The organism is Streptomyces sp. NPDC036764, assembly GCF_055609385.1.
The window spans coordinates 1,127,822-1,145,329 of record NZ_JBVJPT010000001.1; the positions used below are offsets into that span (position 1 = coordinate 1,127,822).

Genomic DNA, 17,508 nt, shown 5'->3' on the forward strand with positions numbered 1-17,508 from the left:
TTCCAAGGGCGCAGGGGAACCGCGTGACCCGCCGCGGCGGGCCCGCAGTTCCCCACGACGCATCCGTCAGCGCTTGCCGTTCTTCGGATCGAGCAGCCCGGCCTTGCGCAGAGCATCGGCCATCGCGCTGTTGGCCGGAGGCGGCGCCTGGCGCGAACCGGCGCCCTGACCGCCACGGCCGCCGCCCTGGCGCTGGCGCTGCTGGGGCGGACGCCCGCCACGCTGGCGCCGCTCACCTCCGCCGCCCTGCCTGTCCTGCGGCGCCGACTCGTCGTCCAGCCGCAGCGTCAGCGAGATCCGCTTGCGCGGGATGTCGACGTCGAGGACCTTCACCTTGACGATGTCACCCGGCTTCACCACGTCCCGCGGGTCCTTCACGAACGTCTTCGACAGCGCGGAGACGTGCGCGAGACCGTCCTGGTGGACACCGACGTCGATGAACGCCCCGAACGCCGCCACGTTCGTCACGACGCCCTCCAGGACCATCCCGGACACCAGGTCGGAGATCTTCTCCACGCCCTCCTTGAAGGTGGCCGTCTTGAAGGCGGGACGCGGGTCGCGCCCGGGCTTCTCCAGCTCCTTGAGGATGTCCGTGACGGTCGGCAGACCGAACGTCTCGTCCACGAACTCCTGCGGCTTCAGCGAACGCAGCACACCCGTGTTGCCGACGAGCGAGGCCACCTCCTGGCCCGACGTCTTCACCATCCGCCGGACGACCGGATAGGCCTCGGGGTGCACGCTGGACGCGTCCAGGGGGTCGTCGCCGCCGCGGATGCGCAGGAAGCCCGCGCACTGCTCGTACGCCTTCGGGCCGAGCCGCGCCACGTTCTTGAGCTGCGCGCGGGACGTGAACGGGCCGTTGGAGTCCCGGTGGGACACGATGTTCTCGGCGAGCCCGGAGGTGACGCCGGAGACGCGCGCGAGCAGCGGCGCGGAGGCGGTGTTGACGTCGACGCCGACGCCGTTCACACAGTCCTCCACCACCGCGTCCAGCGAGCGCGAGAGCTTCACCTCGGACAGGTCGTGCTGGTACTGGCCGACACCGATCGACTTCGGGTCGATCTTCACCAGCTCGGCGAGCGGGTCCTGGAGCCGGCGGGCGATGGACACGGCGCCGCGCAGCGACACGTCCATGTCGGGCAGTTCCTGGGAGGCGAAGGCGGACGCCGAGTACACCGAGGCGCCGGCCTCGGACACCATCACCTTGGTGAGCTTCAGCTCCGGGTGCTTGGTGATGAGTTCACCGGCGAGCTTGTCCGTCTCGCGGGACGCCGTACCGTTGCCGATCGCGACCAGCTCGACCGCGTGCTCCTTCGCCAGGCGCGCCAGCTTGGCGATCGCCTCGTCCCACTTGTTCGCCGGGACGTGCGGGTAGATGACGTCCGTCGCGACGACCTTGCCGGTGGCGTCCACGACGGCCACCTTGACGCCCGTGCGGAAACCGGGGTCCAGGCCGAGCGTCGCGCGCGTGCCGGCCGGGGCGGCGAGCAGCAGGTCGCGGAGGTTCTTCGCGAACACGTCGACCGCCTCGTCCTCGGCGGCGGTGCGCAGCCGCAGCCTGAGGTCGATGCCGAGGTGCACCAGGATCCGGGTCCGCCAGGCCCAGCGGACCGTGTCCGTCAGCCACTTGTCGGCGGGACGCCCGCGATCGGCGATCTGGAACTTGTGGGCGACGATCCCCTCGTACGACGAAGGACCGTCGGTCGGCTCCTCGGGCTCCAGGACGAGGTCGAGGACCTCTTCCTTCTCGCCGCGCAGCATGGCCAGGATGCGGTGCGAGGGCAGCTCGGTGAACGCCTCGGCGAAGTCGAAGTAGTCGGCGAACTTCGCGCCCGCCTCCTCCTTGCCCTCGCGCACTTTGGCGGCCAGCCTCCCGCGCACCCACATGCGCTCACGCAGCTCGCCGATCAGGTCGGCGTCCTCCGAGAACCGCTCCGTGAGGATGGCCCGGGCGCCGTCCAGGGCGGCCTGCGGATCGGGCACGCCCTTGTCGGCGTCCACGAACGCGGCGGCAGCGGCCAGCGGCTCGACCGTCGCGTCCCCGAGCAGTCCCTCGGCCAGCGGCTCCAGCCCGGCCTCGCGGGCGATCTGCGCCTTGGTCCTGCGCTTGGGCTTGTACGGCAGATAGATGTCCTCGAGCCGCGCCTTCGTCTCGGCGCCGCGGATCTGGGCCTCCAGCTCCTCGGTCAGCTTGCCCTGCTCGCGCACCGAGTCGAGGATCGCCGTCCGCCGCTCCTCCAGCTCACGCAGATAGCGCAGCCGCTCCTCGATCGTGCGGAGCTGCGCGTCGTCGAGCATCTCGGTCGCTTCCTTGCGGTAGCGGGCGATGAAAGGCACCGTCGAACCGCCGTCGAGCAGCTCCACGGCAGCCTTCACCTGCCGCTCCCGTACGCCGAGCTCCGCGGCGATCCTGCCTTCGATGGACCCTACGAGGGGTGTCGTCACGATCCCGTCCCGCCTTCTCACTGAGGTTGCGCGGCAATTGTGGCAGGTGACACCGACAACCGGGGATCAGGGCGCCAACCCGGCCCGTCGCGCCACACATCACCACTCGACGCCGGTCCGTACAACTTCAGCCCGTCCGGCGTTCGGGAGCTCGCTGCATCATCCAGCCCGTCCGGCGTTTGAGGACGAGGCCCGTTCAGGGCCGAAGCGGGGTCTGGGGCGGCAGCCCCAGCGGGGTCGAAGGGGCGGAGCCCCTTCAGGACGGGACGGGTAGGGGCGGCGGGGGCGAGAATCCGCGGCTCAGCCCTTGCCGAGCAGATCCGCCGGGAACGCCCCCGCCGTCACCGCCGCCTGCGCGAACCCGGCGGCGAGCTCGGTCAGCCGCGCGACGCCCTGAGCCCCGAGGTGCTCGTACGGCGCCCGGTCAAGGCGATCCGTCTCGGCCTCGATCTCCGCACGCAGCGCGACACCCTCGGACGTGAGCTCACCGCCATCGTCCAGAAGGCCGCGCCCGCGCAGTCGCCCGGACGCCGCATCCCAGTCCTCCTGCGTCCAGCCGCGCGTGGAGAACACCCACTTCGGCGTCATCCCCTTACCGGTCGCCGTATGGGTCACCACCGCCTCCAGCCCGTCGAGCCCAGCGGCCATCAGCACGGCGAGATGCCCGTCACCGCGGTGCTCACGCAGCAGCGTCGTGGCATGGAAGTACGCCAGATGCGGCTCCTCCGGCACCGGCAGATCCGCGTACGCCGAGTACAACGGCCGGGCGCTGCGCGAACACGCCTCGGTCGCCCGCAGCGCGAGCTGAGCGGCCTCCGTCATCTCCGCGGACGTCACGGCCTCCTCGCCGAGCAGCCGCCGCAGCGCCGCGTCGACCGCACGCGCGCGTGCCGCCAGCACGACCTCGGGCGAGGCGGCCGCCCAGACCGCGGGGACGTGCCGGGCGACCAGTTCGTGCTTGTAGTTGTAGAACGTCGCCGTCACCGCGCCGGCACCGACCGGACCCAGTGCGGCGGCCCGCACCGCGAAGTTGACCGCCCTCGGGTGCGTGATCCCCACAGCGGCCAGTTCCCTGCCCAGCTCGGGAGCGAAGTACGACGTCGCGTGCAGGGAGTTGAGCATGTTGTGGCAGCGGCGGCCGGCACGGGGCTCAAGGACGGCAGTAGTCATGTCCGGCAGGTTACCAACCGCTTGGTACGTTGCTCCGGCCCGAGCGCATCATGGCAGGAAAGGTGGGGAGCCCGTCATTGCGGCCATCGCGTCGGTTCCGAAGAATCGAGGACATGGCGCAGCGAACCGTTCTCTTCCTACTCTTCGACGCGGTGCAGAGCCTCGATGTCACCGGGCCGCTGGAGGTCTTCGCGGGGGCCGAGAAGCACGCTCCGGGCACGTACCGCATCCGCACGGCCTCCGTGGACGGCGCTCCCGTACGCACCTCCAGCGGTCTGACCCTCACGCCGGACCAGCCCCTCGGTGACCGGCTCGACGCGCACACCCTCGTCGTCCCCGGCGGGGAGGGCACCCGCACCCCGGACCCCGGCCTGGTGGAGTGGCTGCGCGAGCACGGCCCCCGCGTCGACCGCCTGGTCTCCGTGTGCACCGGCGCGATCCTGCTCGCCGCGGCGGGCCTGCTGGACGGCCGCCGCGCGACGACCCACTGGGCGTACTGCGACAAGCTCGCCCGCGACCATCCGGCCGTCGAGGTCGACCCGGACCCCATCTATGTGCGCGACGGACATGTCGCCACCTCCGCCGGTGTGACCTCGGGCATCGACCTCGCCCTCGCCCTGGTCGAGGAGGACCTCGGCCGGGACGTGGCGCTCGGCATCGCGCGCCATCTGGTCGTGTTCCTGCGCCGGCCCGGGAACCAGGCCCAGTTCAGCGCCCAGCTCGCCGCCCAGACCGCCCAGCGGGCGCCCCTGCGGGAGGTCCAGCGCTGGATCACCGAGCACCCCGACACCGATCTGACCGTCGAGTCGCTCGCCACCCGCGCGAGCCTCTCACCGCGCCACTTCGCCCGCGCCTTCCAGACCGAGACCGGCATGACCCCCGGCCGCTACGTCGACCGGGTCCGCCTGGAACACGCCCGCCGGCTCCTGGAGGACACCGCCGACGGCATCGAGGAGATCTCCCGGGCCAGCGGCTACGGCACCCCGGAGGCCATGCGACGGGCCTTCGTCAAGGCCCTGGGCGCGGCCCCGGCCGAGTACCGCCGCCGGTTCCGCCCGGCACCGGCCCGCTGAACACGCGTACCGACCACGAAGACACAAGCTGAAGACGCGTATCGACCCCGAAAACACAAGCCGAACACGCCTACCGACGCCGAAGACACGAACCGGCGGATCCGCCACCGAAAGGGAGACCCATGCAGATCGCGATGGTCCTCTACGACCGCTTCACCGCCCTCGACATCGTGGGGCCCTACGAGGCACTGAGCCGGCTCCCGGACGCGCGCGTGGACTTCGTCGCCGAGACCGCGGGGCCCGTGCGGGCCGACACCGGGTTCCTGGCCATCACGGCCGACAAGGCCCTCGCCGACGTACCGCATCCCGACATCGTCGTGGTGCCGGGCGGCCCCGGAACCTTCGACCAGATCGAGAACGAGTCCCTCCTGGACTGGCTGAGGACTGCCGACACCACGAGCACCTGGACGACCTCCGTCTGCACCGGCTCGCTGCTCCTCGCCGCCGCGGGGCTCCTCGACGGGCGCCGCGCCACGACCCACTGGCTCACCCTCGACTTCCTGGCACAGTACGGCGCGGAGCCCACGGGTGAGCGGGTCGTGCCCGACGGCAAGTACGTCACCGCGGCCGGCGTCTCCTCCGGTATCGACATGGGCCTGACCCTGGTCGGCCAGATCGCCGGCGACGAGCACGCCCAGGCCGTACAGCTCCTGACGGAGTACGACCCGCAGCCGCCCTACGACGCCGGTTCACCGCAGAAGGCGCCCGCGCACCTCGTCGAGGAGTTCCGCACGAACAGCCGGTTCAGCCTCGCGTAGGCACGTTCCAGGTGAAGTGCGGCTGCCTGCGCTCCAGGAACGCGGCGACGCCCTCCGCGGTGTCGCCGCTTCCGCGCGCCTGCCGGGCCCAGTGGTCGTCACGGTCGGTGTGCCCGTTCGCGAACTCCTTCGCCGCGGCCTGCGTGAGCTGCGAACGCGACGCCAGGATCCCGGTGAACTCCGCCACCCGCTTGCCGAGTTCGTCCTCCGGCAGCACCTCGTCCACCAGACCCGTGCGCAGCGCCCGCGCCGCGTCGATCAACTCGCCCGAGAACAGCAGGTACTTGGCGGAGGCCGGCCCCACCAGCGACACCAGCCGCCGGGTGGAGGACGCCGGATAGACGATCCCGAGCTTCGCCGGCGTCACTCCGAACAGCGATCCCTCCGCGGCGAACCGCAGGTCACAAGCCGCCGCGAGCTGCGATCCGCCGCCCACACAGTGCCCCCGGATCGCCGCCAGAGTCGGCTTCGGGAACGCCGCCAGCGCCTCCTCCGCGGCCACGGCCAGTTCCTGTGCCTCCTGCGGCGACCCCTGGAGCGTGGAGATGTCGGCGCCCGCACAGAACGTGCCGCCCTCGCCGGTCAGCACCAGCACCCGTACGGCCGGGTCGGCGGCCAGAGTCTCGAGCAGCGGGGGCAGCGCGCGCCACATCGCGGCCGTCATCGCGTTGCGCTTGGCCGGATGGTGGACGACGACGGTGGCGACCGAGCCGGCGATGTCGTGCAGTAGCTGGGGCTCCATGCGGCGGATGCTATCCGCTGGCGCCGAACGGCCGATCACCGAGGGCTGCACGGCATTGGGCAGGGGCGGCAGCAAACCCGTACAACCCGAATAGTTCCCCAAGTCGGCACGAGCGGCACAGGAGCGGTCCCACAACTGACCGTGTCATACGCCAACGGTCAGAAACGCTCGATACCTGCTGACTTCTGTTCAGTTCAACGGCCCGGACCTGCGCGTTACCAACACTCGAGTTGTGGTGACAATCGAGCGCGAGGGTGGCGACCGGACGATGGAGAACCACGGGCGCGGGTCCGGCCCACGCCCAGCAGGCGGCGCGAACGAGCCCGTCGATCCGCGGCCGCCGAATTCCCTGCCTTATGAGGGCGTCTGGCGGTTCACCGCCCCCGCCGTGGAAGCCTCGGTCCCGCAGGCCCGGCACGCCGTACGGGACCTGCTGTACCGCCAGGGCGTGCCGGTCTCGGACGATCTCGTCCAGGGGCTGCTGCTGATCGTCTCGGAGCTGGTCACGAACGCCGTCCGGCACGCGGCGCTGCTGTCGCCGATGCTCGCCGTGGAGGTCGCCGTCGGCGCCGAGTGGCTGCGGGTGTCCGTGGAGGACAACCACCCCTACCGCCCGACCGCTCTGGAGGCCGACCACGGCCAGACGGGCGGCCGAGGGCTGCTCCTGGTGCGCGAGGTGGCCCGGGAGGCGGGCGGCGTGTGCGACGTCGAGCACACGGCGAGCGGCGGCAAGGTGATCTGGGCCGCAGTACCGCTCAAGCCCGTGCACGTGCCCTAGGGGGTGTCCGCCGGATCCTCCGGTTCGTCTTCGTCCCGCGTCCGCGGGACACCCCCGGGACAGGTCACCAGCCGGCCGACGGACCCGTCAGCTCGCGCATCGCGGGACGGGCCGTGTCCAGCACGGTCATGAACCAGGCCGAGAAGGTGTCCTTCGCATGGCGCTCCGCCAGCTCGGCCGGCGTCACGAAGGCCGTCTCGCCGACCTCCTCCGGGTCCGGGCGCAGCGGGGACTGCACCAGGCCGACGAAGAGGTGGTTGTACTCCTGCTCCACCAGGCCCGAGGCCGGGTCCGGGTGGTTGTAGCGGACCGTGCCCGCCTCGGCGAGCAGCGACGGGGAGACGCCGAGCTCCTCGAACGTCCGCCGGGCCGCGGCCGCGAAGGGCGCCTCGCCGGGGTAGGGGTGGCCGCAGCAGGTGTTGGACCAGACGCCGGGGGAGTGGTACTTGCCGAGCGCGCGCTGCTGGAGCAGCAGCCGGCCCTGCTCGTCGAAGAGGAACACCGAGAAGGCGCGGTGCAACTGTCCCGGTGGCTGATGGGCGGCGAGCTTCTCAGCGGTGCCGATCGTCACACCGTTCTCGTCGACGAGTTCCAGCAAAATCGCGTCAGCGGCCCCGTTCGACGGACTGTGCGTCGTGGTGGCAGGTGTGATCGACATACCCATCCTTCACATCGGTCTTGCGCCCCAAGTGTGCCGTACGCGTACGACACTCCCGGCAGTTGATCGTGCCCGGCGCGGCGGGTGCGGAACCGTCCGAGGCGGGGCTGTGAGCAGGAGGACGCGGCAGGCCACCGGATCGCTGCATTCCGTCCGTACTGACGTCTTATAGGACCGCACGGTTGTTTTAGTGGGGTCCTTGGTGCCCGTGGTGCCCGTGCGTCAGTGGCAGAGCCGGGCCTCGTGCTCTGCGTGCCCGATCGGCTCCAGTTGGAAGGTGCAGTGCTCCACGTCGAAGTGGTCGCCGAGGCAGCCCTGGAGCTCGTGCAGCATCTTCTCGTGGCCGATCGCGTTCAGGACGTCGGAGCGCACCACCACGTGGGCCGACAGCACCGGCATGCCGGACGTGATCGTCCATGCGTGCAGGTCGTGGACGTCCTCGACGCCGTCCAAGGCGAGTATGTGGGTCCGGACCTGGGCCATGTCGACGTCCTTGGGTGCCGACTCCAGCAGTACGTCGAGGGTCTCGCGCAGCAGCTTCAGCGTGCGCGGCACGATCATGAGGCCGATGACCAGCGAGGCGATCGGGTCGGCCGCCTGCCAGTTGGTGGTCAGGATCACCGCGGCGGAGATCATCACCGTGAGCGAGCCCAGCGTGTCGGCGGCGACCTCCAGGAACGCGCCGCGCACGTTCAGGCTCTCCTTCTGGCCCCGCATCAGCAGCGTGAGCGAGATCATGTTCGCGACCAGGCCGATCGCGCCGAACACGATCATCAGGCCGCCCTCGGTCTCCGCGGGCGTGAAGAACCGCTGGATCGCCTCGTACAGGACGTAACCGCCCACGCCCAGCAGGAGCAGACAGTTGGCGAGAGCGGCGAGGATCTCCGCGCGGGCGTAGCCGAAGGTGCGGTTGGTGCTCGGCGGGAGGTTCGCGAAGTGGATCGCGAGGAGGGCCATGCCCAGGCCCAGCGCGTCGGTCGCCATGTGCGCGGCGTCCGCGATCAGCGCGAGCGAGTCCGCCAGCACACCGCCGACGATCTGGACCACCATGACGCCGAGCGTGATCGACAGCGCGACGCGCAGCCTCCCGCGGTACGCGGCGGCCGCGGTACCGGTCGGGGGCGCGTGCGAGTGCCCGTGCCCGTGGTCGTGCCCAGCCCCCATGAAAAGCCGCCCTTCTGTGTCCGTCGGACGATCGGAATCTCCGTCCCGGGATCACAGTGAACTACGGGTGGGGGGTATCGGGCAACGCGGCACTGAACACCGTTGTCATGTGCCCTGACCTGCGGAAACGATCCGCAGGTCAGGGTGCTGCGCATGATCAGTGGCCGTGGTGGAGCTGCCAGCCCGCCCACGCCGACTCGACCATCTCGCGTACCCCGCGCCGGGCCGTCCATCCGAGCTGCTCGGCTGCGAGCGCGGCCGAGGCGACCGCACGCGGGGCGTCCCCGGGCCGCCGGGGCTCCACGACGGCCGCACGCCGGTCGCCGCTCACCTCGCCGATGACGGTGATCAGCTCGCGCACCGAGACGCCCTCGCCGCTGCCGATGTTGACCGTGAGATCGCCGTCCGCGTCCGCCTCGGTCAGGCGCCGGGCCGCCGCCAGGTGCGCCTCGGCGAGATCGGCGACGTGAATGTAGTCACGGACGCAGGTGCCGTCCGGCGTCGGATAGTCGTCGCCGAAGATCCGCGGGGCCTCGTCGCGGGTGAGCCGGTCGAAGACCATGGGGACGATGTTGAAGACGCCCGTGTCGGCCAGCTCGGGCGAGGCGGCGCCCGCGACGTTGAAATAGCGCAGACATACGGTGGAGATCCCGTGTGCTCGCCCCGCCGCGCGCACCAGCCACTCCCCGGCGAGCTTGGTCTCGCCGTACGGGTTCACCGGCGCGCACGCGGTGTCCTCCGTGATGAGCTCCACATCCGGGTTGCCGTAGACGGCGGCGGACGACGAGAACAGGAACCGCTTGATGCCCGCCTCCGCGACCGCTTCCAGGAGCGTGGTGAGACCGCCCACGTTCTCCCGGTAGTAGCGGGTGGGCTGGGCCACGGACTCACCGACCTGCTTGCGCGCCGCGAGGTGCACCACACCCGTCACCGCGTGCTCGGCGAACACCCGCTTCAGCAGCTCGCCGTCCAGTGATGAGCCCTCGACCAGCGGGACGTCCTCCGGGAGCCGTGCGGGGTACCCGGCCGAGAGGTCGTCCAGTACGAGCACCCGTTCCCCGGCGCCGGTCATGGCCCGCGCCACATGTGCCCCGATGTAGCCGGCTCCGCCTGTGATCAGCCATGTCATGGTCGCCCACCCTATGCGCAGCCTTTCGCGCGCTACGCAATGTCGTCGATGCCCCGTTCTGTGCGCTCGGGTTTGTGGGCGGACCCCGGAATCCCTGATGATGATCGCGGCGGAGGTCCGGGCAAACCACGTTGATCGCTTCGCCAAACGGCCGGTGAACGTTGTCTTCCAATCATCCGATAGCCTCTGCCGACACACCGCCCGGCCGCACCGCCGACAGGCGCTGCCACCCACGTACACGACCGGCGCGGACATGCCGGCACCCAGGGAGTGAGTTCGGTTGTCGACCGCCATCCTCACCGGTCAGCCGGTCCCCGGATCGTCGATCGAGGGCGACCTGCGGTCCCTCGGCTACGACGTGCGGGCCGCCGCCGACGCGGCCGATGCCGAGACGCTGCTCGCCCAGGTGCCCGGTGACCAGCGCGTCGCCCTGGTCGACGCCCGTTTCGTCGGCCACCAGCACGCGCTGCGCCTCGGTCTGACCGACCCGCGCTTCCCGCTCGCCGCGATCCCGGGAGCCCTGACCGCCCAGGCGGCCGGCCGGCAGGCCCTGACCCGTGCGATGGCGCGCGAGAACTCGGGCGGCTCCGCCGAGCTCTCGGCCCCGCCGGAGCAGGGCGGCGCCCCCACCGTCGCCGTGGACAGCCTCGCCGACCGTATCGTCACCGCCCTCGACGACGACGGCGCCGACGTCCACCGTCCCGAACTCGGCAGCCTCGTCGCCGCCGTACCGGCCGACCCGCAGGCCCGCAACGAGGCGCGGCAGGCCGTCGCGTCCGTCGACGACGAGGCCATACGCCTGAAGTCGGCCGTGAAGGCCCGCGACGGCTTCTTCACGACCTACTGCATCAGCCCCTACTCCCGCTACATCGCCCGCTGGTGCGCCCGCCGGGGCCTGACCCCCAACCAGGTCACCACCGCCTCCCTGATCACCGCGCTCATCGCGGCGGGCTGCGCGGCCACCGGCACCCGGACCGGGTTCATCGCGGCCGGCCTGCTGCTGATCTTCTCGTTCGTCCTGGACTGCACCGACGGCCAGCTCGCCCGCTACTCCTTGCAGTACTCCACGCTCGGCGCCTGGCTCGACGCCACCTTCGACCGGGCCAAGGAGTACGCCTACTACGCCGGCCTCGCCCTCGGCGCGGCCCGCGGCGGCGACGACGTGTGGGCCCTCGCCCTCGGCGCGATGATCCTGCAGACCTGCCGGCACGTCGTGGACTTCTCCTTCAACGAGGCCAACCACGACGCCACCGCCAACACCAGCCCCACGGCCGCCCTCTCCGACAAGCTCGACAGCGTCGGCTGGACGGTCTGGGTGCGCCGGATGATCGTCCTGCCGATCGGCGAGCGCTGGGCGATGATCGCGATCCTGACGGCGGCCACGACGCCGCGCATCACCTTCTACGCACTCCTCATCGGCTGCGCCTTCGCCGCCACGTACACGACGGCGGGCCGCGTGCTGCGCTCGGTGACGCGTAAGGCGAAGCGCACGGACCGGGCTGCCAGGGCACTGGCGGACCTCGCGGACAGCGGGCCGCTGGCAGAGCTGCTGGCGCGCGCCGCGAGCGGCAGGAGCAAGGCCCCCGCCGCCGGTGCCGCCGCCGTCGGTGCCGCCCTCGTGGTGATCCCCGCCACTCTCTGGGGCGCGAGCTGGCAGACCGCCGTGTTCGCCGTCGCCTATGTTCTCGCGGCTGCCATCGCCGTCGTACGCCCGCTCAAGGGCCCCCTCGACTGGCTGGTTCCGCCGCTGTTCCGGGCCGCCGAATACGGCACCGTCCTGATCCTCGCGGCCAAAGCCGAGGTGAACGGAGCCCTTCCGGCAGCTTTCGGACTGGTGGCCGCTGTCGCCTACCATCACTACGACACGGTGTACCGCATCCGCGGCAACGCCGGAGCGCCCCCGGCCTGGCTGGTGCGCGCCATCGGGGGGCACGAAGGACGGACGCTGCTCGTCACCGTCCTTGCCGCGGTGCTCTCCGCCTCGCAGTTCAGCGTCGCGCTCACGGTGCTCGCCGTGGCCGTGGCCCTCGTGGTGCTCGTCGAGAGCATCCGCTTCTGGGTGTCCTCCGGGGCGCCCGCCGTACACGATGAAGGAGAACCCGCATGATCGGCCTCGTGCTGGCGGCCGGCGCCGGACGGCGTCTGCGCCCCTACACCGACAGCCTTCCCAAGGCTCTCGTGCCGGTGGGTCCTGCGGGTATAGAGGGCGAACCCACGGTTCTCGACCTCACTCTCGGCAACTTCGCCGAGATCGGTCTGACCGAGGTCGCCGTCATCGTCGGCTACCGCAAGGAAGCGGTGTACGAGCGCAAGGCCGCGCTGGAGGCGAAGTACGGCCTCAAGCTCACCCTCATCGACAACGACAAGGCCGAGGAGTGGAACAACGCCTACTCCCTGTGGTGCGGTCGTGACGCCCTCAAGGACGGCGTGATCCTCGCCAACGGCGACACCGTGCACCCGGTCTCCGTCGAGAAGACGCTGCTCGCCGCCCGCGGCGACGGCAAGAAGATCATCCTCGCCCTGGACACGGTGAAGAGCCTCGCCGACGAGGAGATGAAGGTCGTCGTCGACCCCGCCAAGGGCATGACGAAGATCACCAAGCTGATGGACCCCGCCGAGGCCACCGGTGAGTACATCGGCGTCACCCTCATCGAGGGCGACGCCGCCCCCGAGCTGGCCGACGCCCTGAAGGCGGTGTGGGAGACGGACCCGCAGCAGTTCTACGAGCACGGCTACCAGGAGCTCGTGAACCGCGGCTTCCGCATCGACGTGGCGCCGATCGGCGACGTCAAGTGGGTGGAGATCGACAACCACGACGATCTCGCCCGTGGACGGGAGATCGCGTGCCAGTACTGACCCGGCTGATCCCCTCGCCGCTCGTCGTCGACATCCGCCCGGGTGCCCTCGACGACCTGGCCTGTGTGCTCGCCGATGAGCGCATCTCGCACTCCGGCAAGCTGGCCGTCGCCGTCAGCAACGGCTCCGGTGCCCGGCTGAAGGAGCGGCTCGCTCCCGCGCTGCCCGGCGCGACCTGGTACGAGGTCGGCGGCGGCACCCTCGACGACGCCGTCCGGCTTGCCGGGGACATAAAGTCCGGCCACTACGACGCCGTCGTCGGCCTCGGCGGCGGCAAGATCATCGACTGCGCCAAGTTCGCCGCGGCGCGTGTCGGCCTGCCGCTGGTCGCCGTACCGACGAACCTCGCGCACGACGGCCTGTGCTCGCCGGTCGCCACCCTCGATAACGACGCCGGGCGCGGCTCCTACGGCGTGCCGAACCCGATCGCCGTCGTCATCGACCTCGACGTCATCCGCGAGGCCCCCGTGCGCTTCGTCCGGGCCGGCATCGGCGACGCCATCTCCAACATCTCCGCCATCGCGGACTGGGAGCTGGCCAACCGGGTCAAGGGCGAGAAGATCGACGGCCTCGCGGCGGCCATCGCCCGGCAGGCCGGCGAGGCGGTGCTGCGCCACCCCGGCGGCATCGGGGACACCGACTTCCTCCAGGTGCTGGCCGAGGCGCTGGTGCTCAGCGGTATCGCCATGTCGGTGTCGGGCGACTCCCGTCCGTCCTCCGGCGCGTGCCACGAGATCAACCACGCCTTCGACCTGCTGTACCCGAAGCGCGCCGCCGCCCACGGCGAGCAGTGCGGGCTCGGCGCCGCCTTCGCGATGTACCTGCGCGGAGCCCACGAGGAGTCGGCCTACATGGCCGAGGTGCTGCGTCGGCACGGGCTGCCGGTACTGCCGGAGGAGATCGGCTTCACGGACGACGAGTTCGTCCGCGCGGTGGAGTTCGCTCCGCAGACCCGGCCCGGCCGGTACACGATCCTCGAACACCTCGACCTGACAACCGACCAGATCAAGGACATCTACGCCGACTATGTCAAGGCCATCGGTAGCTGAACTCCGCCCCGTCGTTCACCCCGCGGGGGTGAAGGACCGGCGCAGCGGTGAGCACTGGATGGGACGCCTCTACATGCGCGAGGTGTCCCTGCGGGTCGACCGCTACCTGGTGAACACCAGGGTCACGCCCAACCAGCTCACGTACCTGATGACCGTTTTCGGTGTGCTCGCGGCCCCGGCGCTTCTCGTGCCGGGGATCCCGGGCGCGGTGCTGGGCGTGGTGTGCGTCCAGATGTATCTGCTCCTTGACTGCGTCGACGGCGAGATCGCGCGCTGGAAGAAGCAGTACTCCCTCAACGGCGTCTACCTGGACCGTGTCGGCGCCTACCTCACCGACGCCGCCGTGCTCGTCGGTTTCGGCCTGCGCGCCGCCGACCTGTGGGGCAGTGGCCGTATCGACTGGCTGTGGGCCTTCCTCGGCACCCTGGCCGCGCTCGGCGCCATCCTGATCAAGGCCGAGACCGACCTCGTCGGCGTCGCCCGTCACCAGGCCGGCAAGCCGCCGGTCCAGGAGTCGGCGTCCGAGATGCGTTCCTCCGGCATGGCCCTGGCCCGCAAGGCCGCCGCCCTGCTCAAGTTCCACCGGCTGATCCTCGGCATCGAGGCCTCGTTGCTGATCCTGGTCCTGGCGATCGCCGACCAGGTCCGCGGCGACCTGTTCTTCTCCCGGCTCGGCGTCGCCGTACTCGCCGGCATCGCGCTGCTCCAGACCCTGCTGCACCTCGTGTCCATCCTCGCCTCCAGCAGGCTGAAGTGAACGGCATGAAGGTCGGCGCGGTCATCATCACCATGGGCAACCGCCCCGACGAGCTACGTGCCCTTCTCGACTCGGTCGCCAAGCAGGACGGCGACTCGGTCGAGGTCGTCGTGGTCGGCAACGGCTCCCCGGTGCCCGACGTCCCCGAGGGCGTACGCACCATCGAGCTGCCCGAGAACCTCGGCATCCCCGGCGGCCGCAACGTCGGCATCGAGGCCTTCGGCCCGAGCGGCCGCGACGTCGACATAGTGCTCTTCCTCGACGACGACGGCCTCCTCGCCCACCACGACACCGCCGAGCTGTGCCGCGAGGCCTTCACGGCAGACCCGAAGCTCGGCATCGTCAGCTTCCGCATCGCCGACCCCGAGACCGGCGTCACCCAGCGCCGCCACGTCCCCCGGCTGCGCGCCTCCGACCCGATGCGCTCCTCCCGGGTCACCACCTTCCTCGGCGGCGCCAACGCCGTGCGCACCCAGGTCTTCGCCGAAGTCGGCGGCCTCCCGGACGAATTTTTCTACGCCCACGAGGAAACCGACCTGGCATGGCGGGCCCTCGACGCGGGCTGGATGATCGACTACCGGTCCGACATGGTGCTGTACCACCCGACGACCGCGCCCTCGCGGCACGCGGTCTACCACCGCATGGTCGCCCGCAACCGTGTCTGGCTGGCCCGCCGCAACCTCCCCGCCCCCCTCGTCCCGGTCTATCTGGGCGTCTGGCTGCTCCTCACCCTGGCCCGGCGTCCCTCCCGCCCCGCTCTGCGAGCATGGTTCGGCGGATTCCGGGAAGGCTGGACCACTTCGTGCGGTCCCCGCAGGCCCATGAAGTGGCGTACGGTGTGGCGGCTGACTCGACTGGGCCGACCTCCTGTCATCTGACAGGCTCGACCCTGAGAGTGACCGGGCCCAACGGCCCCAGGTTCATGCCAGGCCCGCACAGTCTGCGCATCTCGAAGACGAAAGTTTCAACTGGTGAGTGAGACAACGCACGACGGCTCGGTCGCGGTGAGCGCGCCGCCGTCGCCCGACGAGGGACTCACGGCGTCCGAGCTGGCCGCCAAGTACGGGCTGGCTGTCAGCGGCGCCCGCCCCTCGCTGTTCGAGTACGTCCGCCAGCTCTGGGACCGGCGGCACTTCATCCTCGCGTTCTCGCGGGCGAAGCTGACCGCCCAGTACAGCCAGGCGAAGCTCGGCCAGCTCTGGCAGGTGGCCACCCCGCTGCTGAACGCGGCCGTGTACTTCTTCATCTTCGGCCTGATCCTCCAGGCCGACCGGGGCATGCCCCGCGAGGTGTACATCCCGTTCCTGGTCACGGGCGTCTTCGTGTTCACCTTCACCCAGAGCTCGGTGATGGCGGGCGTACGCGCGATCTCCGGCAACCTGGGCCTCGTGCGCGCCCTGCACTTCCCGCGCGCCTCGCTCCCCATCTCCTTCGCGCTCCAGCAGCTCCAGCAGTTGCTGTTCTCGATGATCGTGCTGTTCGCCGTGGCGATCGGCTTCGGCAGCTACCCGAAGCTGAGCTGGGTGCTGATCCTGCCGGTGCTGGCGCTTCAGTTCCTGTTCAACACCGGCCTCGCCCTGATCATGGCGCGCGCCGGCGCGAAGACCCCGGACCTGGCCCAGCTCATGCCGTTCGTGATGCGTACGTGGATGTACGCGTCCGGCGTGATGTTCTCCATCCCGATCATGCTGAAGGACAAGCCGGACTGGATCGCCACCGTCCTTCAGTGGAACCCGGCAGCGGTCTACATGGACCTGATGCGCTTCGCCCTGATCGACGGCTACGGCTCCTCGAACCTGCCCGACCACGTCTGGGCGGCGGCGGCCGGCTGGGCCGTGCTGTTCGCGGTCGGTGGCTTCGTGTATTTCTGGAAGGCGGAGGAGAGGTACGGCCGTGGCTGAGCAGAGGGCGGATGCGCACATCCCCACCGTCATCGCGGACGAGCTCCACATCGTCTACCGCGTCAACGGCGCCAAGTCCGGCAAGGGCAGCGCCACGGCGGCCCTCAGCCGCATACTGAAGCGCGGCGAGGACCGAGGCGTGCGCAAGGTGCACGCCGTCCGAGGCGTCTCCTTCGTCGCCTACCGCGGCGAGGCCATCGGCCTGATCGGCTCCAACGGCTCCGGCAAGTCCACCCTGCTGCGCGCCATCGCCGGCCTGCTCCCGCCGGAGAAGGGCAAGGTCTACACCGACGGCCAGCCCTCCCTGCTCGGTGTGAACGCGGCCCTGATGAACGACCTCACCGGCGAGCGCAACGTCATATTGGGCGGGCTCGCCATGGGCATGTCCCGCGAGCAGATCAAGGAGCGCTACGAAGGGATCGTCGACTTCTCGGGCATCAACGAGAAGGGCGACTTCATCACCCTGCCCATGCGCACCTACTCGTCCGGCATGGCCGCCCGTCTGCGCTTCTCCATCGCCGCCGCCAAGGACCACGATGTCCTCATGATCGACGAGGCGCTGGCCACCGGCGACCGCAAGTTCCAAAAGCGCTCCGAGGACCGCATCCGGGAGCTGCGCAAGGAAGCGGGCACCGTGTTCCTGGTCAGCCACAACAACAAGTCGATCCGCGACACCTGCAACCGTGTGCTGTGGCTGGAACGTGGCGAGCTGCGTATGGACGGACCGACGGACGAGGTCCTCAAGGAGTACGAGAAGTTCACGGGCAAGTAGTCCACCCGGACATGGGCCGTGCGGCCCAGCAAGCTTCCCGGGGCCCCGCCGGAACTGCGACCGGCGGGGCCCGCGTCTGCAAAGGAAACGTCAACTCCGGCTTGCGCCAGGAATCTTGACGCCAATCGGTGTGTTGTTGTGATGTGCAGGACACCCGCACGGGCCACGCCGCGTTGTACAACGTAAGCTGTACCGGTACCGAAACGCGGCAAGTGGGGCGATAAGGCGCGACACCCCTCTCTCCGGGCTGCTGCGC

The 17,508-nt window shown here is 70.4% G+C and carries 16 protein-coding genes; 10 read left to right on the forward strand and 6 right to left on the reverse strand.

The window, feature by feature from the left end; all coding sequences use genetic code 11:
- Window positions 1-66 precede the first annotated feature (66 nt).
- Window positions 67-2,445, reverse strand: coding sequence for a Tex family protein (locus ACZ69Q_RS04820; protein ID WP_471036369.1), 2,379 nt, complete (start codon window positions 2,443-2,445; stop codon window positions 67-69).
- Window positions 2,446-2,745: 300 nt separating this feature from the next.
- Window positions 2,746-3,615: an SCO6745 family protein gene (locus ACZ69Q_RS04825; protein ID WP_471036373.1), complete on the reverse strand. Its 870-nt coding sequence runs from the start codon at window positions 3,613-3,615 to the stop codon at window positions 2,746-2,748.
- A gap of 113 nt (window positions 3,616-3,728) precedes the next feature.
- On the opposite strand from ACZ69Q_RS04825, the gene ACZ69Q_RS04830 reads away from it, so the two are divergent.
- Window positions 3,729-4,688 carry a GlxA family transcriptional regulator gene (locus ACZ69Q_RS04830; RefSeq protein WP_471036374.1) on the forward strand — a complete coding sequence of 320 codons (960 nt, stop codon included), beginning with the start codon at window positions 3,729-3,731 and terminating at the stop codon, window positions 4,686-4,688.
- A 122-nt stretch (window positions 4,689-4,810) separates the two neighbouring features.
- Complete coding sequence (locus ACZ69Q_RS04835) at window positions 4,811-5,446, forward strand: DJ-1/PfpI family protein (RefSeq protein ID WP_471036376.1); 636 nt, start codon at window positions 4,811-4,813, stop codon at window positions 5,444-5,446.
- Here the strand turns inward: ACZ69Q_RS04835 and ACZ69Q_RS04840 are convergent.
- On the reverse strand, window positions 5,433-6,188 hold the full coding sequence (locus tag ACZ69Q_RS04840) for an enoyl-CoA hydratase/isomerase family protein (protein WP_471036380.1): 756 nt from the start codon (window positions 6,186-6,188) through the stop codon (window positions 5,433-5,435). The two genes, ACZ69Q_RS04835 and ACZ69Q_RS04840, sit on opposite strands and share 14 nt — an antisense overlap.
- Before the next feature lie 268 nt (window positions 6,189-6,456).
- On the opposite strand from ACZ69Q_RS04840, the gene ACZ69Q_RS04845 reads away from it, so the two are divergent.
- Window positions 6,457-6,966 (forward strand): ATP-binding protein, encoded by a 510-nt coding sequence (locus ACZ69Q_RS04845; protein ID WP_471040074.1) that lies wholly within the window; start codon window positions 6,457-6,459, stop codon window positions 6,964-6,966.
- Window positions 6,967-7,030: 64 nt separating this feature from the next.
- On the opposite strand, the gene idi is transcribed toward ACZ69Q_RS04845, so the two are convergent.
- From idi to galE, 3 genes are all read right to left on the reverse strand, one after another.
- Window positions 7,031-7,624, reverse strand: a complete 594-nt coding sequence (idi, locus tag ACZ69Q_RS04850) for an isopentenyl-diphosphate Delta-isomerase (protein WP_471036383.1) — start codon at window positions 7,622-7,624, stop codon at window positions 7,031-7,033.
- Window positions 7,625-7,846: 222 nt separating this feature from the next.
- Entirely contained in the window at window positions 7,847-8,788 is a 942-nt protein-coding gene (locus tag ACZ69Q_RS04855; RefSeq protein WP_471036386.1) for a cation diffusion facilitator family transporter, read from the reverse strand.
- Window positions 8,789-8,945: 157 nt separating this feature from the next.
- Window positions 8,946-9,917 (reverse strand): UDP-glucose 4-epimerase GalE, encoded by a 972-nt coding sequence (gene galE, locus ACZ69Q_RS04860; RefSeq protein ID WP_471036391.1) that lies wholly within the window; start codon window positions 9,915-9,917, stop codon window positions 8,946-8,948.
- A gap of 280 nt (window positions 9,918-10,197) precedes the next feature.
- Between galE and ACZ69Q_RS04865 the strand changes: the two genes are divergently transcribed.
- The 7 genes from ACZ69Q_RS04865 (at window position 10,198) to ACZ69Q_RS04895 (ending at window position 17,252) form a co-directional block, all read left to right on the forward strand.
- Window positions 10,198-12,024, forward strand: coding sequence for a DUF5941 domain-containing protein (locus ACZ69Q_RS04865; protein WP_471036393.1), 1,827 nt, complete (start codon window positions 10,198-10,200; stop codon window positions 12,022-12,024).
- Complete coding sequence (locus tag ACZ69Q_RS04870) at window positions 12,021-12,773, forward strand: phosphocholine cytidylyltransferase family protein (RefSeq protein ID WP_471036394.1); 753 nt, start codon at window positions 12,021-12,023, stop codon at window positions 12,771-12,773. Before ACZ69Q_RS04865 ends, ACZ69Q_RS04870 begins: the two co-directional genes overlap by 4 nt.
- Window positions 12,761-13,822: an iron-containing alcohol dehydrogenase family protein gene (locus ACZ69Q_RS04875; RefSeq protein ID WP_471036397.1), complete on the forward strand. Its 1,062-nt coding sequence runs from the start codon at window positions 12,761-12,763 to the stop codon at window positions 13,820-13,822. Before ACZ69Q_RS04870 ends, ACZ69Q_RS04875 begins: the two co-directional genes overlap by 13 nt.
- Window positions 13,800-14,579: a CDP-alcohol phosphatidyltransferase family protein gene (locus ACZ69Q_RS04880; RefSeq protein ID WP_471036399.1), complete on the forward strand. Its 780-nt coding sequence runs from the start codon at window positions 13,800-13,802 to the stop codon at window positions 14,577-14,579. Before ACZ69Q_RS04875 ends, ACZ69Q_RS04880 begins: the two co-directional genes overlap by 23 nt.
- Before the next feature lie 5 nt (window positions 14,580-14,584).
- Entirely contained in the window at window positions 14,585-15,457 is an 873-nt protein-coding gene (locus ACZ69Q_RS04885; RefSeq protein ID WP_471036402.1) for a glycosyltransferase family 2 protein, read from the forward strand.
- Between the two features lie 93 nt (window positions 15,458-15,550).
- Window positions 15,551-16,480, forward strand: coding sequence for an ABC transporter permease (locus tag ACZ69Q_RS04890; protein WP_471036407.1), 930 nt, complete (start codon window positions 15,551-15,553; stop codon window positions 16,478-16,480).
- Window positions 16,473-17,252: an ABC transporter ATP-binding protein gene (locus tag ACZ69Q_RS04895; protein WP_471036411.1), complete on the forward strand. Its 780-nt coding sequence runs from the start codon at window positions 16,473-16,475 to the stop codon at window positions 17,250-17,252. Before ACZ69Q_RS04890 ends, ACZ69Q_RS04895 begins: the two co-directional genes overlap by 8 nt.
- Window positions 17,253-17,508: the final 256 nt, after the last annotated feature.